Annotated in this window: 10 protein-coding genes and 1 tRNA gene; 7 read left to right on the top strand and 4 right to left on the bottom strand. The window is 64.2% G+C overall.

Features of this window, described 5'->3' with window-relative positions; all coding sequences use genetic code 11:
- Window positions 1-76: transfer RNA gene (locus ACSQ3N_RS15020), tRNA-Lys, on the top strand.
- A gap of 120 nt (window positions 77-196) precedes the next feature.
- Here ACSQ3N_RS15020 and ACSQ3N_RS15015 read toward each other — a convergent pair.
- Together ACSQ3N_RS15015 and ACSQ3N_RS15010 are read right to left on the bottom strand one after the other, a co-directional pair.
- Entirely contained in the window at window positions 197-802 is a 606-nt protein-coding gene (locus ACSQ3N_RS15015; protein ID WP_082516815.1) for an IPTL-CTERM sorting domain-containing protein, read from the bottom strand.
- A gap of 181 nt (window positions 803-983) precedes the next feature.
- The gene (locus ACSQ3N_RS15010) at window positions 984-2,048 is read right to left on the bottom strand and encodes an AI-2E family transporter (RefSeq protein WP_056165499.1); all 1,065 of its coding nucleotides are present in this window, start codon (window positions 2,046-2,048) and stop codon (window positions 984-986) included.
- 242 nt (window positions 2,049-2,290) lie between these two features.
- Here ACSQ3N_RS15010 and ACSQ3N_RS15005 point away from each other — a divergent pair, with 242 nt between their 5' ends.
- From ACSQ3N_RS15005 to ACSQ3N_RS14985, 5 genes are all read left to right on the top strand, one after another.
- Complete coding sequence (locus ACSQ3N_RS15005; RefSeq protein ID WP_056165503.1) at window positions 2,291-5,170, top strand: 2-oxoglutarate dehydrogenase E1 component; 2,880 nt, start codon at window positions 2,291-2,293, stop codon at window positions 5,168-5,170.
- A gap of 57 nt (window positions 5,171-5,227) precedes the next feature.
- Window positions 5,228-6,511: a 2-oxoglutarate dehydrogenase complex dihydrolipoyllysine-residue succinyltransferase gene (gene odhB / locus ACSQ3N_RS15000; RefSeq protein WP_056165505.1), complete on the top strand. Its 1,284-nt coding sequence runs from the start codon at window positions 5,228-5,230 to the stop codon at window positions 6,509-6,511.
- Window positions 6,512-6,769: 258 nt separating this feature from the next.
- Entirely contained in the window at window positions 6,770-8,197 is a 1,428-nt protein-coding gene (gene lpdA, locus ACSQ3N_RS14995) for a dihydrolipoyl dehydrogenase (RefSeq protein ID WP_056165507.1), read from the top strand.
- Between the two features lie 84 nt (window positions 8,198-8,281).
- The gene (zapE, locus tag ACSQ3N_RS14990; protein WP_056165510.1) at window positions 8,282-9,379 is read left to right on the top strand and encodes a cell division protein ZapE; all 1,098 of its coding nucleotides are present in this window, start codon (window positions 8,282-8,284) and stop codon (window positions 9,377-9,379) included.
- On the top strand, window positions 9,376-10,113 hold the full coding sequence (locus ACSQ3N_RS14985) for a hypothetical protein (protein ID WP_056165513.1): 738 nt from the start codon (window positions 9,376-9,378) through the stop codon (window positions 10,111-10,113). The genes zapE and ACSQ3N_RS14985 overlap by 4 nt, the downstream gene beginning before the upstream one ends.
- 174 nt (window positions 10,114-10,287) lie before the next feature.
- Here ACSQ3N_RS14985 and ACSQ3N_RS14980 read toward each other — a convergent pair whose 3' ends face one another.
- On the bottom strand, window positions 10,288-11,094 hold the full coding sequence (locus ACSQ3N_RS14980) for a PP2C family protein-serine/threonine phosphatase (protein ID WP_056165515.1): 807 nt from the start codon (window positions 11,092-11,094) through the stop codon (window positions 10,288-10,290).
- Between the two features lie 304 nt (window positions 11,095-11,398).
- On the opposite strand from ACSQ3N_RS14980, the gene ACSQ3N_RS14975 reads away from it, so the two are divergent.
- Window positions 11,399-13,450 (top strand): ATP-dependent DNA helicase, encoded by a 2,052-nt coding sequence (locus tag ACSQ3N_RS14975; protein WP_056165517.1) that lies wholly within the window; start codon window positions 11,399-11,401, stop codon window positions 13,448-13,450.
- Here the strand turns inward: ACSQ3N_RS14975 and ACSQ3N_RS14970 are convergent.
- Window positions 13,413-14,210: an outer membrane protein assembly factor BamD gene (locus tag ACSQ3N_RS14970; protein ID WP_056165519.1), complete on the bottom strand. Its 798-nt coding sequence runs from the start codon at window positions 14,208-14,210 to the stop codon at window positions 13,413-13,415. The genes ACSQ3N_RS14975 and ACSQ3N_RS14970 overlap by 38 nt on opposite strands.
- Window positions 14,211-14,340 lie beyond the last annotated feature (130 nt).

The following is a 14,340-nucleotide window of genomic DNA, read 5'->3' as shown; positions in this document are numbered from 1 at the left end:
GGGACGTTAGCTCAGTTGGTAGAGCAGCGGACTTTTAATCCGTTTGTCGTGGGTTCGACCCCCGCACGTCCCACCAAGATCAGAAGGCCCTGTAGCAATACAGGGCCTTTTTTGTTTTTGGCCCAGTCGACACACATCAACTCTCGACTCCAGCTTGCAATCCGATCGGTTCGGACCGTGCTCTGAATGGGCCGCTTCAAATGCGGCGTGCAGTGCCCCGCTGGCGCAGGCGAGCCAATCCACAAAGCGCTATCCCGGCCGATAGTCCGATGACGGCCCACTCGGACAGGGTAGGAATGCTGGTGGGAGTGGCGGATGCAGCCACGACCACTGTGAATGAGTCGAAGGTGGGGCCGGCGCCCCACACCCAGGTGTAGGAGCCGGCGGTGAGGCCCAGGGCTGCAATGGTGGTGCCAGTCCATGTGGTGGTCGATGGGGTCAAAGCTGCGCCGGAGACATAACCCCCCGGCACTGCGATCCAGGCTCCGGCGGTGAAACCTGCTGCGTCACCCGTGGTGCTTGAGGCCCCGGCGCTGGAGCCCGTTCCGAAATCAGCGGGGCCCACCGTGGTGATGGCGTAGATGCTGGCTGGCGCTGCTCCCACGAGTGCCGCGCCGATGTTGGGGATGACGAATGCCGGTGATGGGACGCTTGCAGCGAACGTCGCGCCTGATGTGTTGAGAGACCCGTTCCCGGTGGCAACGACGTCCGGCCCGCTCTGAGCGATGGTCAGCGTGTAGGCGGCATAAGAATGGCCACATGCCGTCAATAGCGCTGCCGCGGCAAATTTCGATAACTTCATGGATTCCCCTTAGCCTTTGTTTTTAGCACGTAGGCATCAGTGGGCGAAGCTCTTATTGACTCCCGAACTCCCGAACTCCCGAACTCCCGAACTCCCGAACTCCCGAACTCCCGAACTCCCGACTCACGGACTGCGAAGGCCGGGGCAGTGAGGGTCTGCCTCGGCGGTGTGCAAGGTGGAATCAGGGAGGGGTAGGCCGGTTGCCAGCGCTGGGGGCAAACAAATCCCAGGTGGCGATGAACAGCGCTGCAATCACCGGCCCGATGACAAAGCCGGTCAGGCCGAACAAGGCCATGCCGCCGAGGGTCGAGATCAGCACGACGTAGTCGGGCATCTTCGTATCCTTGCCGACCAGGATGGGGCGCAGCACGTTGTCCACCAGGCCGATCACGAACACGCCGTACGCAATCAGCACCACACCTTGCCACACGGCACCCGTGGCCAGGAAGTAGATGGCCACCGGCAGCCAGATCAGGCCTGCGCCCACGGCCGGCAGCAGCGACAGGAAGGCCATCAGAACGCCCCACAGCACAGGGCCCTGGATGCCAAGGATCCAGAAGATCAGCCCGCCCAGCGCACCCTGCGATGCCGCCACGACGATGTTGCCCTTGACCGTGGCACGGATCACTGTGGTGAACTTGTCGACCAGCTGGCGCTTGTGGGCTTCGTCCAGCGGCGTGGCCTGGCCGATGCGCAAGGCCAGCCGGTTGCCGTCGCGCAGCAGAAAGAACAACAGGTAGAGCATGATGCCGAAGCTCACCACGAACTCCAGGGTGTTCTGGCCAATGCTGAGGGCCTGGGCTGCCACGAACTGGCTCGCTTGCACGGCCACGGACGAGAATTTGTCCTGCAACTCGGTGACCGAGGTCAGGTTCAGGCGTTCCAGCAGGTTCACGGCCCAGGAAGGGAGGGCCGAGATGATCTGCTGCAGGTACAGCCCGAAGTTGAGCTGCCCGGAGCGCATGCGCTCATACACCACCGTGGCTTCCTGTATCAACGAAATCGTGATGGCCGTCATGGGCAGGATCACGATCACAAGGCAAAGCGCCAGCGTACTCAGCGCCGCTAGGTTGGTGCGCCGGGGCATGCGCCGCAACAGTTTGCGGTGCAGCGGTGCAAAGAGGATGGCCAGGATCACGCCCCAGAAGACGGCCCCATGAAACTGCCACAGGATGGCCCCGAAGGCCACGGTGACAAGGATCAACAGCAGCAGGAAGGCTTTGGACTGGAGGTTGGCGGGCGTCATGTTGTGCGTAGCGAAGGAATACACGCACTGTAAGCGAGCCGGGTGCCACGCTACGGGGGACTCTGCTTTTTTGGCCGTTGCAAGACCCGCAAAGTTGGGTAGTTGGCGGTTCGGTGGCACAATGGCGCCCGCAACCAGGCCCTTCCCTAGCCACTGTCGCATCCGCCAATCGGTTCAGCCGTGTCGCGGAAGGTTTCTCAACCAACTAATGCTTTCCCAAGGAAAGCGGAGGTCAGCGGAATATGAGCGATACGACATCCGTCTATCAAGCCTACCAAGGCAACACCTACCTCTTCGGCGGCAATGCGCCCTATGTCGAAGAGATGTACGAAAACTACCTTGCCAACCCAGGTAGCGTGCCAGACAACTGGCGCGAGTACTTTGACGCACTGCAAAATGTGCCTGCCGTGGACGGCAGCAATGCCAAGGATGTTCCGCACCTCCCCGTCATCAATGCCTTTGCCGAGCGCGCAAAGCAAGGTGGCACCAAGGTCGTTGTCGCCACAGGCGCCGACTCCGAACTGGGCCGCAAGCGCACCGCCGTTCAGCAGCTGATCGCCGCGTACCGCAACGTGGGCCAGCGCTGGGCCGATCTGGACCCGCTCAAGCGCACAGAGCGCCCCGCGATCCCCGAACTCGAACCCTCTTTCTACGGCTTCAGCGACTCCGACCAGGAAGTCGTGTTCAACACCAGCAACACGTTCTTCGGCAAGGAATCCCTGCCGCTGCGCGAGCTGATCAATGCCCTGCGCGAAACCTACTGCGGCTCCATCGGTGTCGAGTACATGTACGCGACCGACCAGAACCAGAAGCGCTGGTGGCAAGAAAAGCTGGAAACCATTCGCAGCAAGCCCAGCTTCGGCGCCGAGAAGAAAAAGCACATCCTCGACCGCCTGACGGCCGCCGAAGGCCTGGAGCGCTTCCTGCACACCAAGTACGTCGGCCAAAAGCGCTTTTCGCTCGAAGGCGGTGAAAGCTTCATCGCCGCGATGGACGAGCTGATCCAGTCTGCCGGCGCCAAGGGCGTGCAGGAAATCGTGATCGGCATGGCCCACCGCGGTCGCCTGAACGTGCTGGTCAACTCCCTGGGCAAGATGCCCAAGGACCTGTTCGCCGAATTCGACCACACGGCGCCCGAAGACCTGCCATCGGGTGACGTGAAGTACCACCAGGGCTTTAGCTCCGACGTGACCACCCCTGGCGGCCCGGTTCACCTGTCGCTGGCGTTCAACCCGTCCCACCTTGAAATCGTGAACCCGGTGGTCGAAGGCTCGGTGCGCGCCCGTATGGACCGCCGTGCCGACCCGTTCGGCAAGCAGGTGCTGCCCGTGCTGGTGCACGGTGACGCGGCCTTTGCCGGCCAGGGCGTGAACCAGGAAACCCTGGCGCTGGCGCAGACCCGTGGTTATTCCACGGGCGGCACGGTGCACATCATCATCAACAACCAGATCGGCTTCACCACGTCCGACCCGCGCGATGCCCGCTCGACGCTGTATTGCACCGACATCGTGAAGATGGTCGAGTCGCCCGTGCTGCACGTGAACGGCGACGACCCTGAAGCCGTGGTCTTGGCCACCCAGCTCGCTCTGGAGTTCCGCATGGAGTTCCAGAAGGACGTGGTCGTGGACATCATTTGTTTCCGCAAGCTGGGCCACAACGAGCAGGACACACCTGCTCTGACGCAGCCGCTGATGTACAAGAAGATCGGCCAGCACCCCGGCACGCGCAAGCTGTATGCCGACAAACTGGCCACGCAAGGCCTGGGCGAGACGCTGGGCGACGACATGGTCAAGGCCTACCGCGCCGCCATGGACTCGGGCAAGCACACCATCGACCCCGTGCTGACCAACTTCAAGAGCAAGTACGCAGTGGACTGGAGCCCGTTCCTGGGCAAGAAGTGGACGGACGCTGGCGACACCGCCATCCCGTTGGCCGAGTGGAAGCGCCTGGCCGAGAAGATCACGACCATCCCTGAAAGCGTGACGCCGCACCAGCTGGTCAAGAAGGTGTACGACGACCGCGCTGCCATGGGCCGTGGCGACATCCCGGTGGACTGGGGCATGGGCGAGCACATGGCTTTCGCATCGCTGGTGGCCAGTGGCTTCCCGGTGCGCCTGTCGGGCGAAGACTGCGGTCGCGGTACCTTCACGCACCGCCACTCGGTCATCCATGACCAAAAGCGCGAGAAGTGGGACATCGGTACCTACGTGCCACTACAGAACGTGAGCGAGAACCAGGCTCCGTTCGTCGTGATCGACTCCATCCTGTCCGAAGAGGCGGTGCTGGGCTTCGAGTACGGCTACGCATCGAACGACCCCAACACCCTGGTGATCTGGGAAGCCCAGTTCGGCGACTTCGCCAACGGCGCGCAGGTCGTGATCGACCAGTTCATCGCCTCGGGCGAAGTGAAGTGGGGCCGTGTGAACGGCATCACCCTGATGCTGCCCCACGGCTACGAAGGCCAGGGCCCTGAGCACAGCTCGGCGCGCCTGGAGCGCTTCATGCAGCTGTCGGCCGATGCCAACATGCAGGTGGTGCAGCCTACGACGGCCAGCCAGATCTTCCACATCCTGCGCCGCCAGATGGTGCGTGATCTGCGCAAGCCGCTGATCATCATGACGCCGAAGTCGCTGCTGCGTAACAAGGACGCGACCTCGCCGCTGTCCGAGTTCACCAAGGGCAGCTTCCAGACGGTGATCCCGGAGCAGGACGAAGCCATCGCCAAGAAGGCCGCCAAGATCAAGCGCGTGATCGCTTGCTCTGGCAAGGTGTACTACGACCTCGTGAAGAAGCGCACCGAGCGTGAAGACGACGACGTGGTCATCATCCGTGTCGAGCAGTTGTATCCGTTCCCGCACAAGGCGTTTGCTGCCGAGCTCAAGAAGTACCCCAACGTCACGGACATCGTGTGGTGCCAGGACGAGCCACAAAACCAGGGCGCCTGGTTCTTCATCCAGCACAACATCCACGAGAACATGCTCGAAGGCCAGAAGCTGGGTTACTCCGGCCGCGCGGCATCGGCATCGCCTGCCGTCGGTTATTCGCACCTGCACCAGGAGCAGCAAAAGGCGCTGGTGGATGGCGCGTTTGCCAAGCTCAAGGGTTTTGTCCTGACCAAGTAAGGCCGGCAACCCCCGATTGCACAGAACAGAACAGAACCCCATTCCGAAAGAATTGATATGGCTATCGTAGAAGTCAAAGTCCCCCAGCTGTCCGAATCCGTGGCAGAAGCCACCATGCTGACCTGGAAGAAGAAGGCCGGTGATGCCGTGGCCGTGGACGAAATCCTCATCGAGATCGAAACCGACAAGGTGGTGCTGGAAGTGCCCGCACCATCCGCCGGCGTGATCACCGAAATCGTCCAGGGCGACGGCGCCACGGTGGTGGCCGACCAGCTCATCGCCAAGATCGATACCGAAGGCAAGGCCGGTGCTGCTGCACCCGCTGCAGCCCCTGCTGCTGCTGCCGCAGCACCTGCCGCTGCCGTGGCAGCAGCCCCAGCCGCTGCTGGCGGCTCCAAGGGCGACGTGGCGATGCCTGCCGCAGCCAAGCTGCTGGCCGAGAACAACCTGTCCGCATCGGCCGTGGCCGGCACGGGCAAGGATGGCCGCGTGACCAAGGGCGACGTGCTCGGCGCAGTCGCTGGTGGCGCTGGCGGTACCGCCAAGGCTGCCGTGGCAGCCCCCAGCACGATCCCTACCGGCGTGCCCACCAAGGCGCTGCCGCAGGTGTCGGCCCCTGCTCCCAAGGAAGACTTGAGCGGTCGCCCTGAGCAGCGTGTGCCCATGAGCCGCCTGCGCGCCCGTGTGGCCGAGCGTCTGCTGCAATCGCAGTCGACCAACGCCATCCTGACCACGTTCAATGAAGTGAACATGGCCCCCGTGATGGACCTGCGCAAGAAGTTCCAGGACTCCTTCACGAAGGAACACGGCACCAAGCTGGGCTTCATGTCCTTCTTCGTGAAGGCCGCCGTGCACGCCCTCAAGAAGTACCCCGTGCTGAACGCATCGGTGGACGGCAACGACATCGTCTACCACGGTTACTTCGACATCGGTATCGCCGTGGGCTCGCCCCGTGGTCTGGTGGTGCCCATCCTGCGCAATGCAGACCAGATGAGCTTCGCCGACATCGAAAAGAAGATTGCCGAATTCGGCAAGAAGGCTGGCGAAGGCAAGCTGGGCATTGAAGAGATGACCGGTGGCACGTTCTCTATCTCGAACGGCGGCACCTTTGGCTCGATGATGTCCACCCCCATCATCAACCCACCCCAATCCGCCATCCTGGGCGTGCACGCCACCAAGGACCGCGCCATGGTCGAGAACGGCCAGGTCGTGGTGCGCCCGATGAACTATCTGGCCATGTCCTACGACCACCGCATCATCGACGGCCGCGAAGCCGTGCTGGGCTTGGTGGCGATGAAGGACGCCCTGGAAGACCCATCGCGCCTGCTCTTCGATATTTGAGATGCAACCCCCTGAGTCGCTTCGCGCCTTCCCCCTTCTCTCGAATTGCTGCGCAATTCGGGAAGGGGGACACCGCCAGCGCGGCGGGGCGGCCCTTGCGCGGCGGTCGCTGGTAGGGCGCCGTGCGTCTCAGAGGCCGTTGGGAGTGGCGCGTAGCGCCCTTTGAGATGCATCTGATGGACCCACTCGTGCGGCTGGCTTGTGCCAATTCCGCCGGTGGGTTTTTTTCCAATGAACGATTGATTGAGTGAGACCGACATGAGCAAACAATTCGACGTGATCGTCATCGGTGGCGGCCCCGGCGGCTACATCGCCGCCATCCGCGCTGCCCAGCTGGGCTTCAACGTGGCCTGTATCGACGAGTGGAAGAACGAAAAGGGCGGCCCCGCACCGGGCGGCACCTGCACCAACGTGGGCTGCATTCCGTCCAAGGCGCTGCTGCAGTCGTCCGAGCATTTCGAGCACGCCAACAAGCACTTTGCCGAGCACGGCATCACGGCCAGCGACGTCAAGATGGACGTGGCCAAGATGATCGCCCGCAAGGACACCGTCGTGAAGCAGAACAACGACGGCATCCTGTACCTGTTCAAGAAGAACAAGGTCAGCTTCTTCCACGGCCGCGGCTCGTTCGTCAAAGCCGCCGAAGGTGGTTACGAGATCAAGGTGGCAGGCGCCGCTGAAGAGTCCATCACGGGCAAGCAGATCATCATCGCCACCGGCTCCAACGCCCGTGCGCTGCCCGGCACGCCGTTCGATGAAGAGTTCGTGCTGTCCAACGACGGCGCGCTGCGCGTGGGCGCCGTGCCCAAGAAACTCGGCCTCATCGGCTCGGGCGTGATCGGCCTGGAGATGGGTTCGGTGTGGCGTCGCCTGGGTGCTGAAGTGACCATTCTCGAAGGCCTGCCCACGTTCCTGGGTGCGGTGGACGAGCAGATCGCCAAGGAAGCCAAGAAGGCCTTCGACAAGCAGGGCCTGAAGATCGAGCTCGGTGTGAAGGTCGGCGAGATCAAGACCGGCAAGAAGGGCGTCTCCATCGCCTACACCAACGCCAAGGGCGAAGCCCTGTCGCTGGACGTGGACAAGCTCATCGTCTCCATCGGCCGCGTGCCCAATACCATCGGCCTGAATACCGAAGCCGTGGGCCTGGCCCTGGACGAGCGCGGTGCCATCGTCGTCGATGCAGACTGCAAGACCAACCTGCCCGGCGTGTGGGCGGTGGGCGACGTGGTGCGCGGACCGATGCTGGCGCACAAGGCCGAAGAAGAAGGCGTTGCCGTGGCCGAGCGCATTGCCGGCCAACACGGCCATGTCAACTTCAACACCGTGCCCTGGGTCATCTACACCAGCCCCGAGATCGCCTGGGTGGGCCGCACCGAGCAGCAGCTCAAGGCCGACGGCGTCAAGTACAAGGCCGGTACCTTCCCGTTCCTGGCGAACGGCCGCGCACGGGCGCTGGGCGACACGACCGGCATGGTTAAGATGCTGGCCGATGCCGACACCGATGAAATCCTGGGCGTGCACATCGTGGGCCCACAGGCCAGCGAGCTGATCTCCGAAGCCGTGGTGGCCATGGAGTTCAAGGCCAGCAGCGAAGACATCGCACGCATCTGCCACGCACACCCCAGCTTGAGCGAAGCCACCAAGGAAGCGGCTCTGGCCGTGGACAAGCGTACCCTCAACTTCTGATATTTGAATAAAAAACGGCCCTACCGCTTGCCAGGCAAGCGGTAGGCGCTATCAAATTCATAGTATCAGAGTGGTGCCCATCCCGTGACTGTCAAACAGGCTTACCTGGCCGAACTGGCCTCCAAAGGCTACCAAAGCGACCCCGCGCAGTTGCGGGCCGTGGATGCGCTGCAGCGCTGCGCCGACGAATGGGCGCAGTACAAGGAGCGGCGTTCCAATGCGCTCAAGAAGCTCATCAACCGGCCGGACATTCCGCGTGGCGTGTACATGTACGGCGGGGTGGGGCGGGGCAAGAGCTTCCTTATGGAGTGCTTCTTCAACGCCGTGCCCTTGAAGCGCAAGGTGCGCCTGCATTTTCACGAATTCATGCGCGAAGTGCACCGTGAGCTGGTGGGCCTGCAGGGCACGGTGAACCCGCTGGATGTGCTGGGCGAGCGCATCGCCAAGCGCTACAAGCTCATCTGCTTTGATGAGTTCCATGTTGCGGACATCACGGACGCGATGATCCTGCACCGGCTGCTGGTATCGCTGTTCGACAACGGGGTGGGGTTCGTCACCACCTCCAACTTCATGCCCGACGAGCTTTACCCGGGCGGCCTGCACCGCGACCGCATCCTGCCGGCGATTGCGCTGCTGAACGAGCGGCTGGAAGTGGTCAACGTCGACAACGGCACCGACTACCGCCGCCGCACCATGGAGCAGGTCAGGCTCTACCACACGCCCCTCGGGCCCGAGGCCGATGCCGAGATGGGCGAGGCGTTCGACAAGCTGGCCGAAGTGCACGACGAAGACCCGCTGCTGCACATCGAGCAGCGGGAGATCCGCGCCCGGCGCAAGGCGGGCGGTGTGGTCTGGTTCGATTTCAAGACGCTGTGCGGCGGCCCGCGCTCGCAGAACGACTACCTCGAAATCGCCACGCAGTTCCACACCGTGCTGCTCTCGGACGTGCCGTACATGCCCGTGAGCATGGCGTCGCCTGCGCGGCGCTTCACGTGGCTCGTCGACGTGCTGTATGACCGCCGCGTCAAACTCATCCTGTCGGCCGCCGTGCCGCCTGAGCAGCTGTACACCGAAGGGCCGTTGGCGCACGAGTTTCCGCGCACCGTGTCGCGGCTCAACGAGATGCAGTCCAAGGAATTCCTGGCGCTGGAGCGCCGCAACGTGGACACTGGGCTGACATGAAATACCTGGGCCTCTCCCTGGCTGCACTGCTGGCCTGCGCACCCGGCGCCAGCGTGTGGGCGCAATCTGCAGCGGGGACGCCGGCTCCCGCATTGGCACCTGCCGCCGCCGCATCCGCCCCTGCGTCCGCCGAGGGCCAGAGCAGTGCCCATGCCGCGGCTGCCGCACACCGCAAATCCGAGCGCGATCGCATTCGCCACGAGCGTGAAGCGGTGAAAGCCCAGCAGGTGAAGGATGAGGCGGCGTGCTACCAGCGCTTCGCAGCGGAGGACTGCCTGAAGGCCGTGCGGGCGCAGGTGCGCGATGTGGAGACCCGGCTGCGCGCACAGGAAATCGAACTCAACGATGCCGAGCGCAAGGAAAAAGCGGCAGATCGCCGAAAATCCATCGAAGAGAAGCAGCGCCCTGTACCGGCCAACACGCCTGCAGGCGCTGGCCCCGATGCCGTGCTGCGCAAGCCGGCAGCCGACCCGCAAGCCACCAAGGCGCAGCGGGACCATGAGGCAGATGTGCGGGCGCAGCAGCAGCGCAGCAATGTGCAAAAGAACGCCCAGGAACAACAAAGCCGCGCTGCAGAAAACGCTGTGCGCGCATCACAGGCCCGGGCCAAGCATGCCGAGGCGCTGCGCGCGGCCGAAGAGCGCCGTGCGCGTGTCGAAAAGGCCCAAGCGGATGCAGCAGCCCAGGGGCGCAAGCCTGCAGCACCGTTGCCGCCCGTACCTGCTGCTCCGTGAACGGGTCGGACTGCCGGAGTTGGTAGCGATGATGCAGCTGTATGAGCGCTAATGTAGCTGTATGAGAGCTGATGGAGCGTGCGGGGGCTATACCGTGGCCGCGCCTCATCTGATTCGCGCATGGGGCAGAGCGGCAGGTAACGAGGTCGCGACCTTGCCGTGCCCACGCGCCCCTCAGGGGCGGCCTGCCTCGGCCGGGTGGAGGCGCGGCACCTTCTTTTCTTCCACCAACGCTTCCATCTTCACGATCACCAGCGACAGGTTGTCGCCGCCTCCGCGCGCCCGCGAACGGGCCTTCTCGATAAGGAACTCCGTCGCTTCGCGGGGCGAGAGCGAATCGACCACCGACCCGAGTTCCGTGGGCGAGAAGTAGTGCCACACGCCGTCGCTGCAGGCCATCAGCGTATCGCCGGGTTGCAGTTGGGGGATCACGTGGGTGGTGATGGGAGGGTCGCTCTCGGTGCCCAGGCAGCCCACCAGGATGTTCGAGTGGGGGTGGTTGTTGGCTTCGGCCTCGGTGAGTTCACCGCGGTCCACCAGCGCCTGCACATAGGAATGGTCGCTGGTTCGAAACACCATGCGCGCACCCTGAAAGTGGTAAATCCGCGAATCGCCCGCATGCACCCAATGGCAGTCCCCGCGGGGGTTGATGAGGAAGGCCGCGATCGTGCTGTGCGGTTCCTGCTCGGCCGAGATGGCCGTGAGGCGAATGACGATGTGGGCTTCTTCCACCATGCTCTTGAGCATGGACACCGGGTCGTCCGTGTCGGGCGAGTAGCGCTCGAACAACTGGCGCGCGGTCATCATGACCTGGTCGGATGCCTTGCGCCCGCCGCTGCGGCCACCCATGCCGTCGGCGATGACGCCCAGCACGCAGCCGTTGTGCCGTTCGTGCGAGATCAGTGCCACCTGGTCTTGCTGGTACTCCCGGTCGCCCTTGTGGATGCCGGTGGACGCAATGAGGCGAAAGGCTTTGGTCATGCTGTGGATTGTGTGGGCGCGTGCAGGAACGGCCGTCGCAGAGCGTGGGCCAAACGCTTATTATCTGCCCGCCTGTGGCATTTTTGCCAACCCATGGCTGCTTTGCCTTGAATCCTCCATTTTTCACGTTCCGCCGGTGGTTCGCTGACCCTCCGGTGTGTATTCGCTTCGCCGCGTTGTGCGCACTGGCTGAAGCGACAGTGTTCCTCCCCCACCGCCGCCCGCCGCTGAAAGTCGTTGGTCTGCTTGCGTGCGTCCATGCGTTGCCGCGCGTAGCGGTTGGCGATCTGAAGGAGCCTTGCTGATGGCTCTGGCCGACATGGTGCAGGAGGTGTTCGCGCCGTTCGGGGTGCTGGCGCGGGCCGACCCGCATTTTCAGCCCCGCGACGGGCAGACCCGCATGGCAGCCGCCGTGGCGAGGACGATGGAGGAGGGCGGTGCGCTGGTGGTCGAGGCCGGCACGGGGGTGGGCAAGACCTTCGCCTATCTCGTCCCCGCGCTCCTCAGCGGCGAGCGCGTGTTGCTGTCTACCGCCACCAAGGCGCTGCAGGACCAGCTGTTTGCGCGCGACCTTCCGCTGCTGGCCCAGACCCTTGGTTTGCCGGTGCGCATGGCGCTGCTCAAGGGGCGCGGAAGTTATTTGTGCTTGTACCGGATGGAGCAAGCCCGTCACGATGCGCTGGGGCAGGAGCGCGGCGTGGCCCGCGTTCTGGCCAAGGTCGAGGAGTGGTCCCGCAGCACGCGCTCGGGCGACCTGTCCGAACTGACGGGCCTGGACGACCGTTCGCCCGTGATTCCGCTGGTCACCTCCACCCGCGAGAACTGCCTGGGTTCGCAGTGCCCGCGGTTTCGGGAATGCCACGTGCACCTGGCCCGCCGCGAAGCCTTGGCTGCGGACATCGTGGTCATCAACCACCATTTGTTCTTTGCCGACGTAGCGGTGCGCGAGTCCGGTATGGCAGAGCTGCTGCCTTCGGTGCGTGTGGTCGTGTTTGATGAAGCGCATCAGATCAATGAGACAGGCGTTCAGTTTCTCGGGTTGCAGCTCTCCACCGGGCAGATCACGGATTTTGGTCGCGACCTGTTGGCCACGGGCCTGCAGCACGCCCGCGGGCTGGCCGACTGGCAGGGCCTGGCCGCCCATGTGGACCATGCCGCGCGCGATCTGGTTCTGGTCACGGGGGAGTTGCGTGGTGCGCAGCGGCTGCGGTGGACCGACGAGGCGCCCGAAGGTGTGCGCGAGGCGGGCTGGAGCGCCGCGCTGCACCGCGTGGGCCAGGCTTGTGCCGACGCGCAGGAAGCCCTTGACACCGTGAGCGAGATTGCCCCGGATTTTGTGCGCCTGTACGAACGGGGCTCGGAGTTGCTGGCGCGCCTGGCCCGGTTTGCCGGGCCCGCGCAGACCGACGCCGTGCGCTGGGTCGACACAGGCGGCCAATTGCGGCTGATCGAGTCGCCGCTGGACATTGCCGAGGCCATGCGCACGCGGCTGCTGGCGGCGCCGAAAGAGGAATCGGACCCTGATGGATGGCCGGTACCGGCCGAAGAAGCCGGCCCGGGCAGGGCGTGGATCTTTACCTCGGCCACACTGGGCGACGATGACTTACTCACCTGGTTCACTGAGCGTGCAGGTCTGCAGGACGCGACCATCCTGCGGGTGGCCAGTCCGTTCGACTACGCGGTGCAGGCGGCGCTGTATGTGCCGCGGCATCTACCGTCCCCGGCGGACCCGGCCCACAGTGGCGCCTTGGCACGCTGGGTGGGCGACGCAGCGGAGGTATTGGGCGGCCGCACCCTGGTGCTCACCACCACGCTCAAGGCGCTGCGCACCATCGGCGATGCGCTGACCGCAAGGTGGGGTGCCACCGGCGCGCTGGAGGTGCTGGTGCAGGGCAACGGGCCCAAGCGCCGCCTGATGGAGCGCTTTCGCGAGGGATCGGACCATGGCCAGCCCGGCTGCATCCTGGTGGCGTCCGCCACGTTCTGGGAGGGGTTCGACGTGCCGGGCGACGCCTTGCAGCTGGTGGTCATCGATAAACTGCCGTTTCCGCCCCCCGGGGACCCTTTGGTCGAGGCGCGCACCCAGCGCATCGAAAAATCCGGCGGCAAGGCCTTCAAGGCCTATGCGCTGCCGGAGGCCGCGGTCGCCCTCAAGCAGGGCGCTGGCCGGTTGATTCGGCGTGAGACCGATCGGGGCATTCTGGTGGTGGGCGACACACGCCTGGTCACCATGGGCTATGGCAAGCGATTGCTGGCTGCGCTGCCACCCATGCGGCGGCTGGAATCGGACCAGGAATTCAATGAAGCGCTGGTCGCGCTTACCAGACCTTCCACCACGGATCCGACTTGCCCTTGACATCACCGCGCAGATAAGCGCTCTGCGGGTACGAGGTGTCCATCACCCGGCGTGCATCGTCGCGCAGCTGGGTCATGCCCAGTGCGTCGTACGACTGGATGAGGATGTACAGCGCTTCTTCGAGGGCCGGCACGCCCTGGTAGTCGGCCAGGGCCACTTGTGCCCGGCTGATGGCAGCCACATAGGCGCCGCGCTGGAAGTAGTAGCGTGCCACGTGCACTTCGTACTGGGCCAGAGAGTTCACGATGTAGGTCATGCGCTGGCGTGCGTCCTGCGCGTAACGCGAATCAGGGAACCGCGTGGCCAATTCGCTGAACGACTCGAACGAATCCTTGGCGGCCTTCTGGTCGCGCTCGGACAGGTCCTGGCGCGAGATGAACGAGAACAGGCCCAGGTTGTCGTTGAAGTTGACCAGCCCCTTCAGGTACAGCGCGTAGTCGAGGGCCGGGCTGGCTGGATGCAGCTTCATGAAGCGGTCCAGCGTGGCAATGGCCTGGGCTTTTTCGCCGGCCTTGTAGTGCGCGTAGGCCTTGTCCAGCTGGGCCTGCTGCGCCAGCGGCGTACCCGCAGCGCGGCCTTCGAGCTTTTCGAGCAGCGGGATCGCCTTGTCGTAGGCGCCGCTGTTCATTTCATCCTTGGCTTCCGAATGGATGCGGTTGGGGCTCCAGCCGGCCGTCTTGTCGTCGGTGGTGGTGGAGCAGGCTGCCAGCAGACCAGCGACCAGCAAGGCGGAGACAAGGGGCAGTGGAGCACGCAGCATCGAAAGAGGCTTTCAGCAAAAAAGAAACAGAGTGTGCCTGGCTGGCCAGAGCGCTGGCCGCTGTCGCGGCGAGGACTGCCCTGTGCCAGCCGGTCTCGATCCGGCCTGGGGCCTGGGAGGCAAAAGGGCA

Origin of the sequence: Acidovorax sp. LjRoot194 (genome assembly GCF_964253015.1) — a bacterium.
Taxonomy (GTDB): Bacteria; Pseudomonadota; Gammaproteobacteria; order Burkholderiales; family Burkholderiaceae_C; genus Acidovorax.
Note: the sequence above shows the minus strand (reverse complement) of the source record. Positions and strands in the feature narration are given on the sequence as shown.